The sequence below is a fragment of the Cedecea davisae DSM 4568 genome, assembly GCF_000412335.2.
Classification (GTDB): domain Bacteria; phylum Pseudomonadota; class Gammaproteobacteria; order Enterobacterales; family Enterobacteriaceae; genus Cedecea; species Cedecea davisae.
In genome coordinates, this window is the sequence record NZ_KE161030.1 from 1,274,953 (window position 1) to 1,290,096 (window position 15,144).

At 55.3% G+C, this 15,144-nt stretch carries 12 protein-coding genes; 11 read left to right on the forward strand and 1 reads right to left on the reverse strand.

Annotation, left to right across the window (positions count from 1 at the left end):
• Positions 1-29: 29 nt before the first annotated feature.
• A complete protein-coding gene (ycaO, locus tag HMPREF0201_RS06030) occupies positions 30-1,793 on the reverse strand; it encodes a 30S ribosomal protein S12 methylthiotransferase accessory factor YcaO (protein ID WP_016535616.1) in 1,764 nt (587 codons plus the stop codon).
• Between the two features lie 307 nt (positions 1,794-2,100).
• Here ycaO and serC point away from each other — a divergent pair, with 307 nt between their 5' ends.
• The 11 genes from serC to kdsB all read left to right on the forward strand — a co-directional run bounded on the left by serC (position 2,101) and on the right by kdsB (position 15,102).
• Entirely contained in the window at positions 2,101-3,186 is a 1,086-nt protein-coding gene (gene serC, locus HMPREF0201_RS06035; protein WP_016535618.1) for a 3-phosphoserine/phosphohydroxythreonine transaminase, read from the forward strand.
• Between the two features lie 77 nt (positions 3,187-3,263).
• Positions 3,264-4,547, forward strand: a complete 1,284-nt coding sequence (gene aroA / locus HMPREF0201_RS06040; protein ID WP_039899165.1) for a 3-phosphoshikimate 1-carboxyvinyltransferase — start codon at positions 3,264-3,266, stop codon at positions 4,545-4,547.
• Positions 4,548-4,739: 192 nt separating this feature from the next.
• Positions 4,740-5,423 (forward strand): (d)CMP kinase, encoded by a 684-nt coding sequence (gene cmk, locus HMPREF0201_RS06045; RefSeq protein ID WP_016535620.1) that lies wholly within the window; start codon positions 4,740-4,742, stop codon positions 5,421-5,423.
• A 118-nt stretch (positions 5,424-5,541) separates the two neighbouring features.
• Positions 5,542-7,215 carry a 30S ribosomal protein S1 gene (rpsA, locus tag HMPREF0201_RS06050; protein WP_016535621.1) on the forward strand — a complete coding sequence of 558 codons (1,674 nt, stop codon included), beginning with the start codon at positions 5,542-5,544 and terminating at the stop codon, positions 7,213-7,215.
• A gap of 117 nt (positions 7,216-7,332) precedes the next feature.
• Entirely contained in the window at positions 7,333-7,617 is a 285-nt protein-coding gene (gene ihfB / locus HMPREF0201_RS06055; protein WP_016535622.1) for an integration host factor subunit beta, read from the forward strand.
• Between the two features lie 201 nt (positions 7,618-7,818).
• Positions 7,819-10,086 (forward strand): ComEC family protein, encoded by a 2,268-nt coding sequence (locus HMPREF0201_RS06060; RefSeq protein WP_016535624.1) that lies wholly within the window; start codon positions 7,819-7,821, stop codon positions 10,084-10,086.
• A gap of 37 nt (positions 10,087-10,123) precedes the next feature.
• Entirely contained in the window at positions 10,124-11,872 is a 1,749-nt protein-coding gene (msbA, locus tag HMPREF0201_RS06065) for a lipid A ABC transporter ATP-binding protein/permease MsbA (RefSeq protein ID WP_039898042.1), read from the forward strand.
• Positions 11,869-12,852: a tetraacyldisaccharide 4'-kinase gene (gene lpxK, locus HMPREF0201_RS06070; protein ID WP_016535626.1), complete on the forward strand. Its 984-nt coding sequence runs from the start codon at positions 11,869-11,871 to the stop codon at positions 12,850-12,852. The genes msbA and lpxK overlap by 4 nt, the downstream gene beginning before the upstream one ends.
• 43 nt (positions 12,853-12,895) lie before the next feature.
• Entirely contained in the window at positions 12,896-14,128 is a 1,233-nt protein-coding gene (locus HMPREF0201_RS06075; protein WP_039898043.1) for a winged helix-turn-helix domain-containing protein, read from the forward strand.
• A 48-nt stretch (positions 14,129-14,176) separates the two neighbouring features.
• Positions 14,177-14,359, forward strand: a complete 183-nt coding sequence (ycaR, locus tag HMPREF0201_RS06080) for a protein YcaR (protein WP_016535628.1) — start codon at positions 14,177-14,179, stop codon at positions 14,357-14,359.
• Entirely contained in the window at positions 14,356-15,102 is a 747-nt protein-coding gene (gene kdsB / locus HMPREF0201_RS06085; RefSeq protein WP_016535629.1) for a 3-deoxy-manno-octulosonate cytidylyltransferase, read from the forward strand. The genes ycaR and kdsB overlap by 4 nt, the downstream gene beginning before the upstream one ends.
• The last annotated feature ends 42 nt before the right edge of the window (positions 15,103-15,144 follow it).

Below are 15,144 nucleotides of genomic sequence, written 5' to 3' on the forward strand. Positions count from 1 at the left end.
GCGGTTCGCACCCCTAAGTTGTTAATAAATCACTTTACCTGCCAATATTTGGCTTTGGCACGCTGCAATTTTTCGTAAGCGGCCAGCAAGGCCTGGTGAGCCGGGAAGGCTTTCAGGTCTTTATCCACCGGCTGGAGGCCGTAGAAGGCTGCTTCTCCGCTCAGCGCCGCGCTTGCCGCGTCTACCGCGTCCGCACCGTACATGCGCACGAAAGCGTTCAGATATTGCAGCGGCTCGCGTTCTTCTTCCTGAGACAGCAGCAGCAGAGTTTGCAGGCAGCGGTAGTAGTTGGCGCGCGCCGGGCTGAACAGCGAAGCGTTAAACTCCATGGTCCATTCGGTCCAGATAAGCGCCTGCTCCAGGTCGCCGCCCGCCAGCGCCAGCATCGCTTTCAGCTCGCCGATGCGCAGCGTGTACCAGCCGTTATCTTTCCCGGTCGCCAGGCCCAGCAGCTCGCGTACGCGGGTGAAGTCGTCATGGCCTTCGTCATCAAGCTGGGAGATAAGGTCCAGGTAATCCTGCTGTTCCCACTCGCTGTCCGGCAGCGCCAGGATCGTTTCGCGCAGGTGGCTGCCCATGCTGTTGTTGGCCAGCAGCAGGTCGTCCGCAGGGTAGATGTCGGACATGCCCGGAACGATAATACGGCAGGCGTACACGTCCAGATGCTCGTAGTCAGCGATATACACTTCCTGGTCTTCTGATTTGAAGATAGCCATCAGGGTGGCGAACTCTTCTTCCGTGGTGCCGGAGAAGCTCCAGTCGGCAAACGGATAATCGGCATCCTGCTTGAACATGTCCCAGGAGATCAGGCCGCTGGAGTCGATGAAGTGAGTTTCCAGGTTTGCATGCTCGGCCACTTCTTCATCGTCGAAGGTTGGTGGGGTGAAAACGTCCAGGTCTTTCAGACCACGGCCCTGCAGCAGCTCGGTTACGGTACGCTCAAGCGCGACGCCGAAGTCCGGGTGTGCGCCAAACGAGGCGAAGCAGGTGCCGTTCGCCGGGTTGAACAGCACCACGCAGATAACCGGATATTTGCCGCCCAGAGAACCGTCGTAGGCGAAGATTGGGAAACCTTCCGCTTCGAGCGTTTTAATCGACTCAACTACGCCAGGGTAGCGAGCCAGCACTTCCTGCGGGATCTCCGGCAGGCTGATGCTCTCGGCAATAATGCGGTTTTTAATATGGCGTTCGAACACTTCGGACAGGCCCTGAACGCGCGCTTCGTTGGCGGTGTTCCCGGCGGACATGCCGTTAGAAACGTACAGGTTGCCGATGATGTTCATCGGAATATAAACGGTCTGCTGGTCGGACTGACGGGTAAACGGCAGGGCGCAGATACCGCGCTCTTCGTTTCCTGACTGTAGATCAATAAGCATCCCGGCGGTTAATTCGTTTTCCGGATCGTAGAAGGCGCGCAGGCGGGCATCGAGGATACCTTCCGGCAGTTGTTCATCTTCCGGGATTGGGAACCACTTCTCATTTGGATAATGAACAAACGGGCCATTCGCGATAGTGTCGCCCAGCCAGAAGTCGGCAAAGAAGTAGTTAGTGGACAGACGTTCAAAATATTCACCCAGCGCGGAAGCCAGCGCCGCTTTTTTTGTTGCGCCCTTGCCATTGGTGAAGCAAAGCGCGCTGTCTTTATCGCGAATATGCACCGACCACACGTTCGGCACCGGGTTAAGCCAGGAGGCTTCTTCGATATTAAAGCCGAGGTCGGTCAGCTTGGTCTGGAAGCGAGCGATGGAGTCTTCCAGGGCGGCATCTTTGCCGGGGATAAAAGTCTGGGTCATGGGGTTCACTTTAATGGTACGCAAAACGCGCAATGATACGGGTTTTACCGGAGGGACGCTATCATCCGCCCGGTGCAGGCGACGCTAGCATAACAGGCTCTGCGGCATTGCTGTAACCCGGTGAGCTTAGAGTTTTTTGGCCTGACCGCCGGATATCGGGCAATTTTTTCTGCCGCCGGAAGATTGTGTTGTGTGATTTTGCGCACATTAACCCCCGGCACCGGATTAACCGTTGCAACACTGCGCCGCTGAATGATAAAACCGATAATGTAATAAAAACTTATTGCTCGAGGCGTGGTGAGGGGAAATGACACAGGTATACAATTTTAGTTCTGGTCCGGCGATGCTACCGGCTGAGGTTCTTCGTCGTGCACAACAGGAACTGTGCGACTGGCACGGGCTTGGCACTTCCGTAATGGAAATTAGCCACCGTGGTAAAGAGTTTATTCAGGTTGCCGAAGAGGCAGAAAAAGATTTTCGCGATCTGCTGCAAATCCCCTCCAACTATAAAGTTTTATTCTGCCACGGCGGCGGCCGCGGTCAGTTTGCTGGCGTGCCGCTGAATATCCTCGGCGATAAAACCAGCGCTGACTATATCGACGGCGGCTACTGGGCTAACAGCGCGATTAAAGAAGCGAAGAAATACTGCCAGCCAATTGCCCACGACGTGAAAATTACCGTCGATGGCAAACGTGCCATCAAACCGATGAGCGAATGGCAGGTTTCCGACAACAGCGCTTTCCTGCATTACTGCCCGAACGAAACCATCGACGGCATCTCAATTGATGAAACGCCTGACTTTGGCGATACCGTAGTGGCGGCGGACTTCTCTTCCACCATTCTTTCTCGTCCTCTGGACGTTAGCCGCTTTGGCGTGATTTATGCCGGTGCGCAGAAAAACATCGGCCCGGCTGGCCTTACGCTGGTTGTGGTGCGTGAAGATTTACTGGGCAAAGCACACAAAGCTTGCCCATCGATTCTGGACTACACCGTCCTTAACGATAACGATTCGATGTTCAACACGCCGCCGACCTTCGCATGGTATCTTGCTGGCCTGGTCTTTAAGTGGCTCAAAGAGCAGGGCGGCGTTGCGGCCATGGACCGTATCAATCAGGCGAAAGCCGAGCTGCTGTACGGCGTGATTGATAACAGCGATTTCTACCGCAATGACGTGGCGGCCTCTAACCGCTCCCGCATGAACATTCCATTCCAGCTGGCGGATAGCGCGCTGGATAAAGTGTTCCTCGAAGAGTCATTTGCCGCAGGCCTGCACTCCCTGAAAGGCCACCGCGTAGTGGGCGGCATGCGTGCCTCCATCTATAACGCGATGCCGCTCGACGGCGTGAAAGCGCTGACCGACTTTATGGTGGACTTCGAGCGCCGTCACGGTTAATTGTTGCCATAGCACTTTGCCCCGCGGCTTGCCTGCGGGGTTTTTATTCTGTTTGAGTTGAGAGTATTTTCCCCATGCTGGAATCCCTGACGTTACAACCCATCGCGCTGGTCGACGGCACCATCAATCTGCCCGGCTCCAAAAGCGTGTCTAACCGTGCGCTGCTGCTTGCCGCGCTGGCGAAAGGCACCACGGTTCTGAGCAACCTGCTGGATAGCGATGATGTCCGCCATATGCTTAATGCCCTGAAAGCGCTGGGCGTAAGCTATACGCTTTCTGCGGATCGTACTCGTTGTGAAGTCACCGGCGTGGCCGGGCCGCTGCAGGCGAAGGGCGAGCTTGAACTGTTTTTAGGCAATGCCGGAACGGCTATGCGCCCGCTGGCGGCCGCGTTGTGCCTCGGGAGCAACAACATTGTGCTCACCGGCGAACCGCGCATGAAAGAGCGCCCGATTGGTCACCTGGTTGACGCTCTGCGCCAGGGCGGGGCGCAGATTGATTATCTGGAGCAGGAAAACTACCCGCCTCTGCGCCTGCGCGGCGGCTTCAGCGGCGGCAAGGTTGAAGTGGACGGCAGCGTTTCCAGCCAGTTCCTGACCGCGCTGCTGATGACCGCGCCGCTGGCGGCAAATGACACCGAAATCACCATCAAAGGCGAGCTGGTTTCCAAACCTTATATCGATATCACCCTTCATTTAATGAAAACCTTTGGCGTTGAGGTGGAAAACCGCGACTACCGCAGATTTATTATTCGTGGCGCGCAGCAGTACCAGTCTCCGGGGGCATATCTGGTGGAAGGCGATGCCTCTTCTGCCTCTTACTTCCTCGCCGCCGGGGCGATTAAAGGCGGTACGGTGAAAGTGACCGGGATTGGCCGCAACAGCGTTCAGGGCGATATTCGCTTCGCCGACGTGCTGGAGAAAATGGGCGCGAAAGTGACCTGGGGCGATGATTTCATCAGCTGCGAGCGCGGGGAATTGAACGCTATCGATATGGACATGAACCATATCCCGGATGCGGCGATGACTATCGCGACCGCCGCGCTGTTCGCCAAAGGCACCACTACGATGCGTAACATCTACAACTGGCGCGTAAAAGAGACCGACCGCCTGAGCGCGATGGCGACCGAGCTGCGTAAAGTTGGTGCCGAGGTGGAAGAGGGCGAGGATTACATCACCGTCACGCCGCCTGCAAAGCTGCAGTTTGCCGAAATTGGCACCTACAACGATCACCGAATGGCAATGTGCTTCTCGCTGGTGGCGCTGTCCGATACGCCGGTGACCATTCTTGACCCGGGCTGCACCGCAAAAACCTTCCCGGACTATTTCGACCAGCTCGCCCGCATCAGCACCCTGGCCTGAGGCCACTCTAACCGCATCATATGATGCGGTTTTTTTATTCCCCTACGATTCCTTACAACCGTCGTTGCGCAATTCTTCTACACTCAGCCTGATTCCAGACGATATTTCCCCGGAAAGATAACAGTCCTGGCCGTTGCGGCGTATAATGCGCGGCGTTTATCAACCGCGAATCCAGCGAATGAGGAGAAAACGATGACGGCATCCGCCCCGGTAATAACGATTGATGGCCCAAGCGGCGCCGGTAAAGGCACGCTCTGCAAGGCCATGGCCGAAGCGCTGCAGTGGCATCTGCTGGACTCTGGTGCGATTTATCGCGTACTTGCGCTCGCTGCGCTGCATCACCATGTTGATGTCGCCTCTGAAGACGCGCTGGTGCCGCTTGCCGCGCATCTGGACGTCCGTTTTGTCTCTACGGAAGGTAACCTCGAAGTTATCCTCGAAGGGGAAGATGTGAGCGGCGAAATCCGTACTCAGGAAGTGGCCAACGCCGCATCGCAGGTCGCCGCTTTCCCTCGGGTACGTGAAGCGCTGCTGCGCCGCCAGCGAGCATTTCGCGAGGCGCCGGGCCTTATCGCCGACGGTCGCGATATGGGCACCGTCGTTTTCCCCGATGCCCCGGTGAAAATTTTCCTCGATGCTTCCTCAGAAGAGCGCGCCCACAGACGTATGCTACAGTTGCAGGGGAAGGGCTTTAGTGTTAACTTTGAGCGCCTTTTGGCCGAGATCAAAGAACGCGACGATCGCGACCGGAATCGGCCTGTAGCGCCGCTGGTACCCGCTGCCGATGCTTTAGTGCTGGACTCAACCAGTATGAGTATTGAGCAAGTGATTGAAAAAGCGCTACAATACGCCCGCGAAAAGCTGGCGCTCGCTTGAGATAGCGACCCTATTCCGATGTACCTGCTGCAATGGATTGTGAGCAGGCATGTGAAACAACCCCATCCGACATGAAGTCAGATGGACGTTAAATTGAAGAATCCTGAAGATTATCAATATGACTGAATCTTTTGCTCAACTATTTGAAGAATCCCTGAAAACAATCGAAACCCGTCCGGGTTCCATCGTTCGTGGTGTTGTTGTTGCTATCGACAAAGACGTAGTACTGGTTGACGCCGGTCTGAAATCTGAGTCCGCCATTCCGGCAGAGCAGTTCAAGAACGCCCAGGGCGAGCTGGAAATCCAGGTTGGTGACGAAGTTGACGTTGCTCTGGATGCAGTGGAAGACGGCTTCGGTGAAACCCTGCTGTCCCGTGAAAAAGCTAAACGTCACGAAGCTTGGATCACGCTGGAAAAAGCTTACGAAGAAGCTGAAACTGTGGTTGGTGTTATCAACGGCAAAGTTAAAGGTGGCTTCACTGTTGAGCTGAACGGTATTCGTGCGTTCCTGCCAGGTTCTCTGGTAGACGTTCGTCCAGTTCGCGACACCCTGCACCTCGAAGGCAAAGAGCTTGAGTTCAAAGTTATCAAGCTTGATCAGAAACGCAACAACGTTGTTGTTTCTCGCCGTGCGGTTATCGAGTCTGAGAACAGCGCAGAGCGCGATCAGCTGCTTGAAAACCTGCAAGAAGGCATGGAAGTTAAAGGTATCGTTAAGAACCTCACTGACTACGGCGCATTCGTTGATCTGGGCGGCGTTGACGGCCTGCTGCACATCACCGATATGGCATGGAAACGCGTTAAGCATCCAAGCGAAATCGTGAATGTTGGCGACGAAATCACTGTTAAAGTGCTGAAGTTCGACCGCGAACGTACTCGTGTATCCCTCGGCCTGAAACAGCTGGGCGAAGATCCATGGGTAGCTATCGCTAAGCGTTATCCAGAAGGTACCAAACTGACTGGCCGCGTGACCAACCTGACCGACTACGGCTGCTTCGTTGAAATCGAAGAAGGCGTTGAAGGCCTGGTTCACGTATCCGAAATGGATTGGACCAACAAAAACATCCACCCATCCAAAGTTGTTAACGTTGGTGATGTAGTGGAAGTTATGGTTCTGGATATCGACGAAGAACGTCGTCGTATCTCCCTGGGTCTGAAGCAGTGCAAAAACAACCCATGGCAGCAGTTCGCTGAGACCCACAACAAAGGCGATCGCGTTGAAGGTAAAATCAAGTCTATCACTGACTTCGGTATCTTCATCGGCCTGGACGGCGGCATCGACGGCCTGGTTCACCTGTCTGACATCTCCTGGAACGTTGCAGGCGAAGAAGCAGTTCGTGAATACAAAAAAGGCGACGAAATCGCTGCAGTTGTTCTGCAGGTTGACGCAGAGCGTGAGCGTATCTCCCTGGGCGTTAAGCAGCTGGCAGAAGATCCGTTCAACAACTACGTTGCGCTGAACAAGAAAGGCACTATCGTTACTGGTAAAGTAACGGCAGTTGACGCGAAAGGTGCTACAGTTGAATTGGCAGACGGCGTTGAAGGCTACCTGCGTGCTTCTGAAGCTTCCCGTGACCGCGTTGAAGATGCAACTCTGGTTCTGAGCGTTGGCGACGATGTTGAAGCTAAGTTCACCGGCGTTGATCGTAAAAACCGTGTTGTAAGCCTGTCTGTTCGTGCTAAAGACGAAGCTGACGAGAAAGATGCAATCGCTACTGTTAACAACAAACAGGAAGAAAGCAACTTCTCTAACGCAATGGCTGAAGCATTCAAAGCAGCTAAAGGCGAGTAATCGTCCGAGCGTTGTATCCTGGCTGTTGCTGGGGTATAAAATCAGGGCGGCTTCGGCCGCCCTTGTTCGATTGAGAGCTGTAAGCTAATTTTCCTGAATGGAAACCGGAGGAATCACATGACCAAGTCAGAATTGATAGAAAGACTTGCAACCCAGCAATCCCATGTCCCGGCGAAAGCGGTGGAAGATGCGGTTAAAGAGATGCTGGAGCATATGGCCTCTACGCTCGCCCAGGGTGAACGTATTGAAATCCGGGGTTTCGGCAGTTTCTCCTTACACTATTGCGCTCCTCGCACCGGACGTAATCCAAAAACCGGCGATAAAGTGGATCTGGAAGGTAAATACGTTCCGCACTTTAAACCAGGTAAAGAGCTACGTGACCGCGCCAATATTTATGGTTAATTCTTCGGAATTGACGAAAAAGGCACCTCGCCCGAGGTGCCTTTTTTTTGGCTTTACCAACGGGTTTGCGAACCATCTCCCTGCGGGAGATGTAACGTTGCTGGCTTAGCCGCTTAATGCATTACTCCGCGCTCATTTCCCCGCTAACCTTCTGATACTGATACCCGCTCAGCGCACACTGCTCCTGACAAGGAGGTGTGCATGTTTTCAATTCCGGGGGTTGCCTGCGTTGTTATATTGGCTTCATTGCCGCTGCTTTGGCTCCCGGTTATCCCGGCGACGTACTCTATTCTGCTGCTGCCCGTAGCGGCACTGCTACTCTGCGGCTGTTTTGGCCGTTATCGCTTTGCTCGTTATCTGGCTTTGTTTGTGCTGATGCTGAGCTGGAGCCTGCTGGCCGCCCGACAAACGCTGGATATGTTTGATGAGTTAGGGCAACAGCCGGTTTCAGCGCAGGTAAAAATAACCCGCAGCGACGGCGAGCGCCGCCATGAATTACGCATAGTGAGAGTCAACGGACGCTATCTGTTTCCTGCTCCCGGCGTGGCGCTCAAAAATAGCGTCTTTGCGCAGCCGGTATGCGAGGGGCAGGTATGGCAGATGAAGCTACGGCTTCGCCCGGTTCACGGGCAGCTAAACGAAGGCATATTTGACGGCCAGCGCTACGCGCTTTCACAGCTTCTCCCGTTCACTGGCCGGGTTCTGAGCGCTACGCTGCTATCAGAAAGCTGTAATTTACGTGGCGAATGGCTTCGCAGGGCAAAAGCGGCCACGCAGCACCTACCCTGGCAAGGTGTGATAATCGCACTCGGCTTTGGGGAACGGATAGATGTGAGCGGCGAAGTAAAAAAAATTATGCGTGATACCGGCACCGCCCATCTTATGGCGATATCCGGGTTACATATAGCGCTTGCGGGAGGCATTGGCTGGTTGTTTGCCAGGGTATTCCAGTTTTGCCTGCCGGCGCCCTGGATTGGTTATCGCCTGCCGCTGCTGGCGAGTTTTGGCGTGGCGTTGTTCTATACGTGGCTTTCGGGCATGAGCCCGCCAGCCGTTCGCACCATGGTGGGGATGGGCGTCTGGGCGGCACTCCGGCTGAGCGGCCGCCAGTGGCCATCGTGGCACGTATTGCTTTGCTGTGCAGCGGGCATCGTTTTCTGCGAACCGCTGGCTATCCTGGCGGACAGTCTTTGGCTATCGGCGCTGGCGGTAGGTGGGCTGATATTCTGGTATCAGTGGGTGCCGCAGCCGCGCCTGAATTTGCCCCGATATTTGAAGCCGCTAATCGATCTGCTCTATCTTCAGCTTGGCGTAACTCTTCTGCTGGTGCCGCTTCAGCTTCTACTGTTTCATGGCGTGAGCTTTACCTCACTGGTTGCAAACTTGTTTGCGGTCCCGGCAATTACGTTTATCAGCGTGCCGCTAATATTGTGTGGCATGGTTCTGGTCTCGCTGCCGGGGGCCGGTGCGGCGCTATGGTATCTGGCCGATAAATCTCTGGCCGTGGTGTTTGCTCTACTTGCGGGCCTTCCCGCCGGTTGGGTGGCGCTGGACCGGCGCTTTATCTGGCTGGCGTTTTTTGCCTGGTGGGGGATTGTTATCTGGCGATTTTGCCTTTGGCGCAGCTCTCCCGCGGCTGTCATCGCTATTCTGCTGTGCATGTCATCTCCTTTCTGGCGTAAACCTATTCCTGAAGGCTGGGCGATACATATGCTGGATGTCGGGCACGGGCTTGCCGTGGTTATTGAAAAAGAAGGGAAGGCCTTGCTGTATGATACGGGCAATGCGTGGCCCGGTGGCGATGCGGCAAGGCAAGTGATAATTCCGTGGCTGAAATGGCACAATCTTGAACCCGAAAACGCGATCATTAGCCATGAGCATCTGGACCACATCGGCGGACTTGGCAGCTTAGAGGAGGAGTGGCCCGGTCTGAAAGTCCGAAGCCCGCTGCCGGATAAAGGGCATCAACCCTGCTTTCGTGGCCAGCAATGGCGCTGGCAGGGGCTGCAATTTAGCGCTTTGTGGCCGCCGAAGGACACTCAGAACACGGGCAATAATCGCTCCTGCGTGGTGATGGTGAGCGACGGAAAATTCAGACTCTTGCTTACCGGAGATCTGGAGGCCGGGGCTGAACTGGCTATGCTAAGGAAGCGGTGGCAGGAATTAAAAGCAGATATTATTCAGGTTCCTCATCACGGGAGCCGCACATCTTCAAGCGGGCCGCTGCTGCGGGCGGTATCCGGCAGCGTGGCGCTGGCTTCCACATCGCGTTATAACGCATGGCGCTTACCTTCCCTGAATATTATTGAGCGCTACCACAAATATGGTTACCGCTGGTACGACACGGCTCTGTCGGGGCAGCTGACAATCACAATAAACAGTGATAAATGGCAAATCTCTGGCTTCAGAGAGCAAATATTGCCCCGTTGGTATCATCAGTGGTTTGGCGTCACCCGCGATAATGGGTAGAATATGCGGCTATTTCATAAAAGGCTGGTTCGACTTAATGCAGAACGATAAAGATCTCTCCACGTGGCAGACTTTCCGCCGGCTCTGGCCGATGATAACCCCATTTAGAACGGGTCTGATTGTGGCTGGGATAGCGTTAATCCTTAATGCTGCGAGCGACACCTATATGCTTTCGCTGCTGAAACCTCTGCTGGATGATGGTTTCGGCAAAACGGACTCATCGGTGCTGCTGTGGATGCCGCTGGCCGTTATCGCCCTGATGCTGCTGCGCGGTATCACAAGCTATGTCTCCAGCTACTGCATTTCATGGGTTTCGGGAATGGTGGTGATGAATATGCGTCGCCGCTTGTTCAGCCACATGATGGGCATGCCGGTCGCTTTCTTCGACCAGCAGTCGACGGGTACGTTGCTTTCACGTATTACCTACGATTCTGAGCAGGTTGCTTCTTCATCTTCCAGCGCGCTGATTACCGTAGTGCGCGAAGGTGCCTCGATTATCGGTCTGTTTGTGCTGATGTTTTGGTACAGCTGGCAGCTGTCGGTTATTTTGATCGTACTGGCGCCTATCGTTTCGTTTGCCATTCGCTTCGTGTCCAAGCGTTTTCGTAATATCAGCAAAAACATGCAGAACACCATGGGGCAGGTAACAACCAGCGCCGAACAGATGCTGAAGGGCCATAAAGAAGTGCTGATCTTCGGCGGCCAGCAGGTGGAAACCAGCCGTTTCGACAAGGTTAGCAACCGCATGCGTAACCAGGGGATGAAGCTGGTTTCTGCGTCTTCTATTTCTGACCCGATCATTCAGCTGATTGCCTCTTTCGCTTTGGCCTTCGTGCTTTATGCCGCAAGCTTCCCGAGCGTAATGGAGACCCTCACCGCCGGGACTATTACCGTCGTCTTCTCTTCGATGATTGCGCTGATGCGCCCGTTGAAATCACTGACCAACGTTAACGCCCAGTTCCAGCGCGGTATGGCCGCCTGCCAGACGCTGTTCTCCATCCTCGATTCTGAACAGGAAAAAGACAACGGCAAACAGGTTATCGAGCGCTCTAAAGGCGACGTTGAATTCCGCAATGTTACCTTTACCTATCCGGGGCGCGATGTTCCTGCCCTGCGCAATATCAACCTGACCATCCCGGCAGGTAAAACCGTTGCCCTGGTAGGCCGCTCCGGCTCCGGTAAATCAACCATCGCCAGTCTGATCACTCGTTTCTACGAGCAGGAAGAGGGTGAGGTTCTGATTGATGGCCTGGATATTCGTGAATATACCCTTGCTTCGCTGCGTAACCAGGTTGCTCTGGTTTCTCAGAATGTGCATTTGTTCAACGATACCATCGCCAATAACATCGCTTATGCCCGCACCGAGCAGTATTCGCGTGAGGATATCGAAAAGGCCGCGCGTATGGCCTATGCCATGGACTTCATTAGCAAGATGGAGAACGGGCTTGATACCATGATCGGTGAAAACGGCGTGCTGCTTTCAGGCGGCCAGCGCCAGCGTATTGCGATTGCTCGTGCGCTGCTGCGTGATAGCCCGATTCTGATCCTCGATGAGGCCACCTCTGCGCTTGATACCGAGTCTGAGCGTGCTATTCAGGCGGCGCTTGATGAGCTGCAAAAAAACCGTACCTCGCTGGTTATCGCCCACAGACTGTCAACCATCGAGCAGGCTGACGAAATCGTGGTAGTGGAAGATGGCCGCATCGTTGAGCGCGGGCCGCACCAGGAGCTGCTGGCTCACCGCGGCGTGTATGCCCAGCTTCATAAGATGCAATTTGGCGAATGATAGAGCGCATCTGGTCGGGTAAATCTCCGCTCTACCTGCTGCTATTGCCGCTTTCCTGGCTGTATGGCCTGGTGAGCGGCATAATCCGCCTCTCTTATCGCCTTGGCCTGCGCAAAGCCTGGCGTGCTCCGGTTCCCGTCGTTGTGGTAGGCAATTTGACCGCAGGTGGCAACGGGAAAACGCCGGTCGTTATCTGGCTGGTTGAGCAGCTACAGCGGCGCGGAATTCGCGTCGGTGTAGTTTCCCGCGGCTACGGCGGCAAGGCTGCCGCTTACCCTCTGCTGCTTGACTCTCAAACGACTCCCTCTGAAGCAGGCGATGAGCCGGTGCTGATTTTTCAGCGTACCGGTGCGCCGGTAGCGGTAGCGCCAAAACGCAGCGAGGCTGTTAAAGCGCTTATTCAGTCATCAGACCCGCAAATTATTATTACCGATGACGGGTTGCAGCATTACGCTCTGGCCCGCGATAAAGAAATTGTGGTGATTGACGGCGCTCGCCGCTTTGGCAACGGCTGGTGGTTACCCGCCGGGCCGATGCGTGAGAGGGCCGGGCGTCTGCGCAGCGTGGATGCGGTAATTGTTAACGGCGGCGTGGCGCAGTCCGGGGAAATAGCCATGCGCCTGGAGCCGGGGCTGGCCATTAATGTCCTGACCGGCGAGCGTCGCCCGGTAAATGCGTTGAGCAACGTGGTTGCTATGGCCGGTATCGGGCATCCTCCGCGCTTTTTTGCCACGCTCGAACAGTGTGGCGTGAAGCCGGTTAAAACCGTTGCGCTTGCCGACCACCAGGCCATTACCGAACAGGATATGCTCAACATCGCGGCACCCGGACAAACGGTGTTGATGACGGAGAAAGATGCGGTTAAATGCCGCGCTTTTGTGCAGGGGCATCCCGACTGGTGGTATTTGCCGGTAGATGCGCAGCTGACTTCGCCGTTGGCCGATGCTTTGCTCAGGGAGTTACTGGCTCTGGTGCGGTAGCGTTACCGGCACCGGTTTTGTGTTCGTTGATAACAGGTGTGCCATGACCGTTCCGCATCTTTCACTCCGCGCAGCCCGGAATCTGCACCTTGCCGCTCAGGGGCTTTTACAAAAACCTCGCCGCCGCGCTCGTCCTTCGGACATTAGCGAGGCGGTATCCCGCATGTCGCTTCTGCAAATTGATACCATCAATATTGTTGCCCGCAGCCCTTACCTGGTCCTGTTCAGCCGCCTTGGGCGTTTTGAGCAAAACTGGCTGGATAACGCGCTTGCGAACGGCGAGCTGATTGAGTATTGGGCGCATGAAGCCTGCTTCCTGCCAAAGCAGGATTTTTCCCTGATCCGCCACCGCATGCTCAGCCCGGAAAATATGGGCTGGAAATACCGCCCTGAGTGGATGGCGGAACATGCAGAGGATATAAAGCAGCTGCTGGCGTTTATCGAGCAAAACGGCCCGGTGCGCTCTGCCGACTTTGAACATCCCCGCAAGGGAGCCAGCGGCTGGTGGGAGTGGAAGCCGCAGAAAAAACACCTCGAAGGCCTGTTTACCGCCGGGAAGGTTATGGTTACCGAGCGGCGTAATTTCCAGCGCGTGTATGATTTGACTCACCGGGTGATGCCGCACTGGGACGACGCCGTCCATCTTATTGACCAGCAGCAGGCCGAGCTGAAAATGCTGGAGAACAGCGCCCGCAGCCTCGGCGTGTTTCGCCCCGAATGGCTGGCGGACTACTACCGCCTGAAAAACCTCGCGTTAAAACCGCTACTTGAGAACTGGATTTCTTCCGGCAGCGTCATCCGGGTTGAAGTCGAGAAACTGGGCGAAATGCTGCTGCATCACTCGCTATTGCCGCTGCTGGATAAAGCTCAGCAAAACCAGCTAAAAGCCACCCACAGCGCCGTGCTGTCGCCTTTTGATCCCGTAGTCTGGGATCGCAGAAGGGCGGAAGCGCTGTTTGATTTCTCCTACCGGCTCGAGTGCTACACGCCCGCTGAAAAACGCCGCTACGGCTACTTCGTTCTGCCGCTGCTGCACAATGGCGCTCTGGTTGGCCGAATGGACGCCAAAATGCACCGCAAGCAGGGAGAGCTGGAAGTGATAAGCCTTTACCTGGAGGAGGGTGTCAAAGTGACCCGCTCGTTGGTAGAAGGGTTACGGGGCGCGTTGAACGAGTTTGCCCTTTGGCAGTCGGCAACGAATATCTCCTTTGGCATGTTGCCGGAAGCGCTAAGAGAAACATGGGGGCCGGGTTGGGAAATGGCCCCGGCGGGCTAGTCATTTATGCTATTCTGGTGCCGTCGATGGCACTCATCTGGAGTAATTATGGAAAGTCGTTTACTTGAAATCATTGCCTGCCCGGTTTGTAACGGCAAGCTCTATTATAACCAGGAAAAGCAAGAGCTTATCTGTAAGCCCGATGGCCTGGCGTTCCCGCTGCGCGACGGCATCCCGGTTCTGCTGGAAACCGAAGCGCGTACCCTGAATTCGGACGAGACCAATCCATGAGTTTTGTGGCTATTATTCCCGCACGCTATGCCTCCACGCGCCTGCCGGGTAAACCTCTGAAAGATATCAACGGTAAAGCGATGATCCTCCACGTGCTGGACAGGGCGCGTGAGTCCGGCGCCGAGCGTATCATCGTCGCTACCGATCACCCTGAGGTTGCAAGCGTGGTTGAAGCCGCCGGAGGCGAAGTTTGCCTGACCAGCCCCGACCATCAGTCCGGCACCGAACGCCTGGCGGAAGTGATTGAAAAATGCGGCTTTAGCGATGAGACGGTTATCGTTAATGTGCAGGGCGATGAGCCGATGATCCCGCCGGTCATTATTCAGCAGGTGGCTAACAACGTTGCTAACAGCCAGGCCGGAATGGCGACGCTTGCGGTGCCGATTGACTCAGCGGAAGAAGCCTTTAATCCCAACGCCGTGAAAGTGGTGATGGACGCTCAGGGCTACGCGCTCTATTTCTCACGCGCAACCATTCCGTGGGATCGCGAGCGTTTTGCTAAGTCCCGCGAAGAGATTGGCGATACCTTCCTGCGCCATATCGGCATTTACGGCTACCGCGCCGGTTTTATCCGCCGCTATGTTAGCTGGGAGCCAAGCCAGCTTGAGCAGATTGAAATGCTGGAGCAGCTGCGGGTGCTGTGGAACGGGGAAAAAATCCACGTTGCCGTCGCTAAGGCTATCCCGAGTATTGGCGTTGATACGCCGGAAGATCTGGAGCGCGTCCGCCTCGCGATGCGCTAAGCCTTTCTTCTGTGCAAACAAACCGGCCCTTTGCGCCGGTTT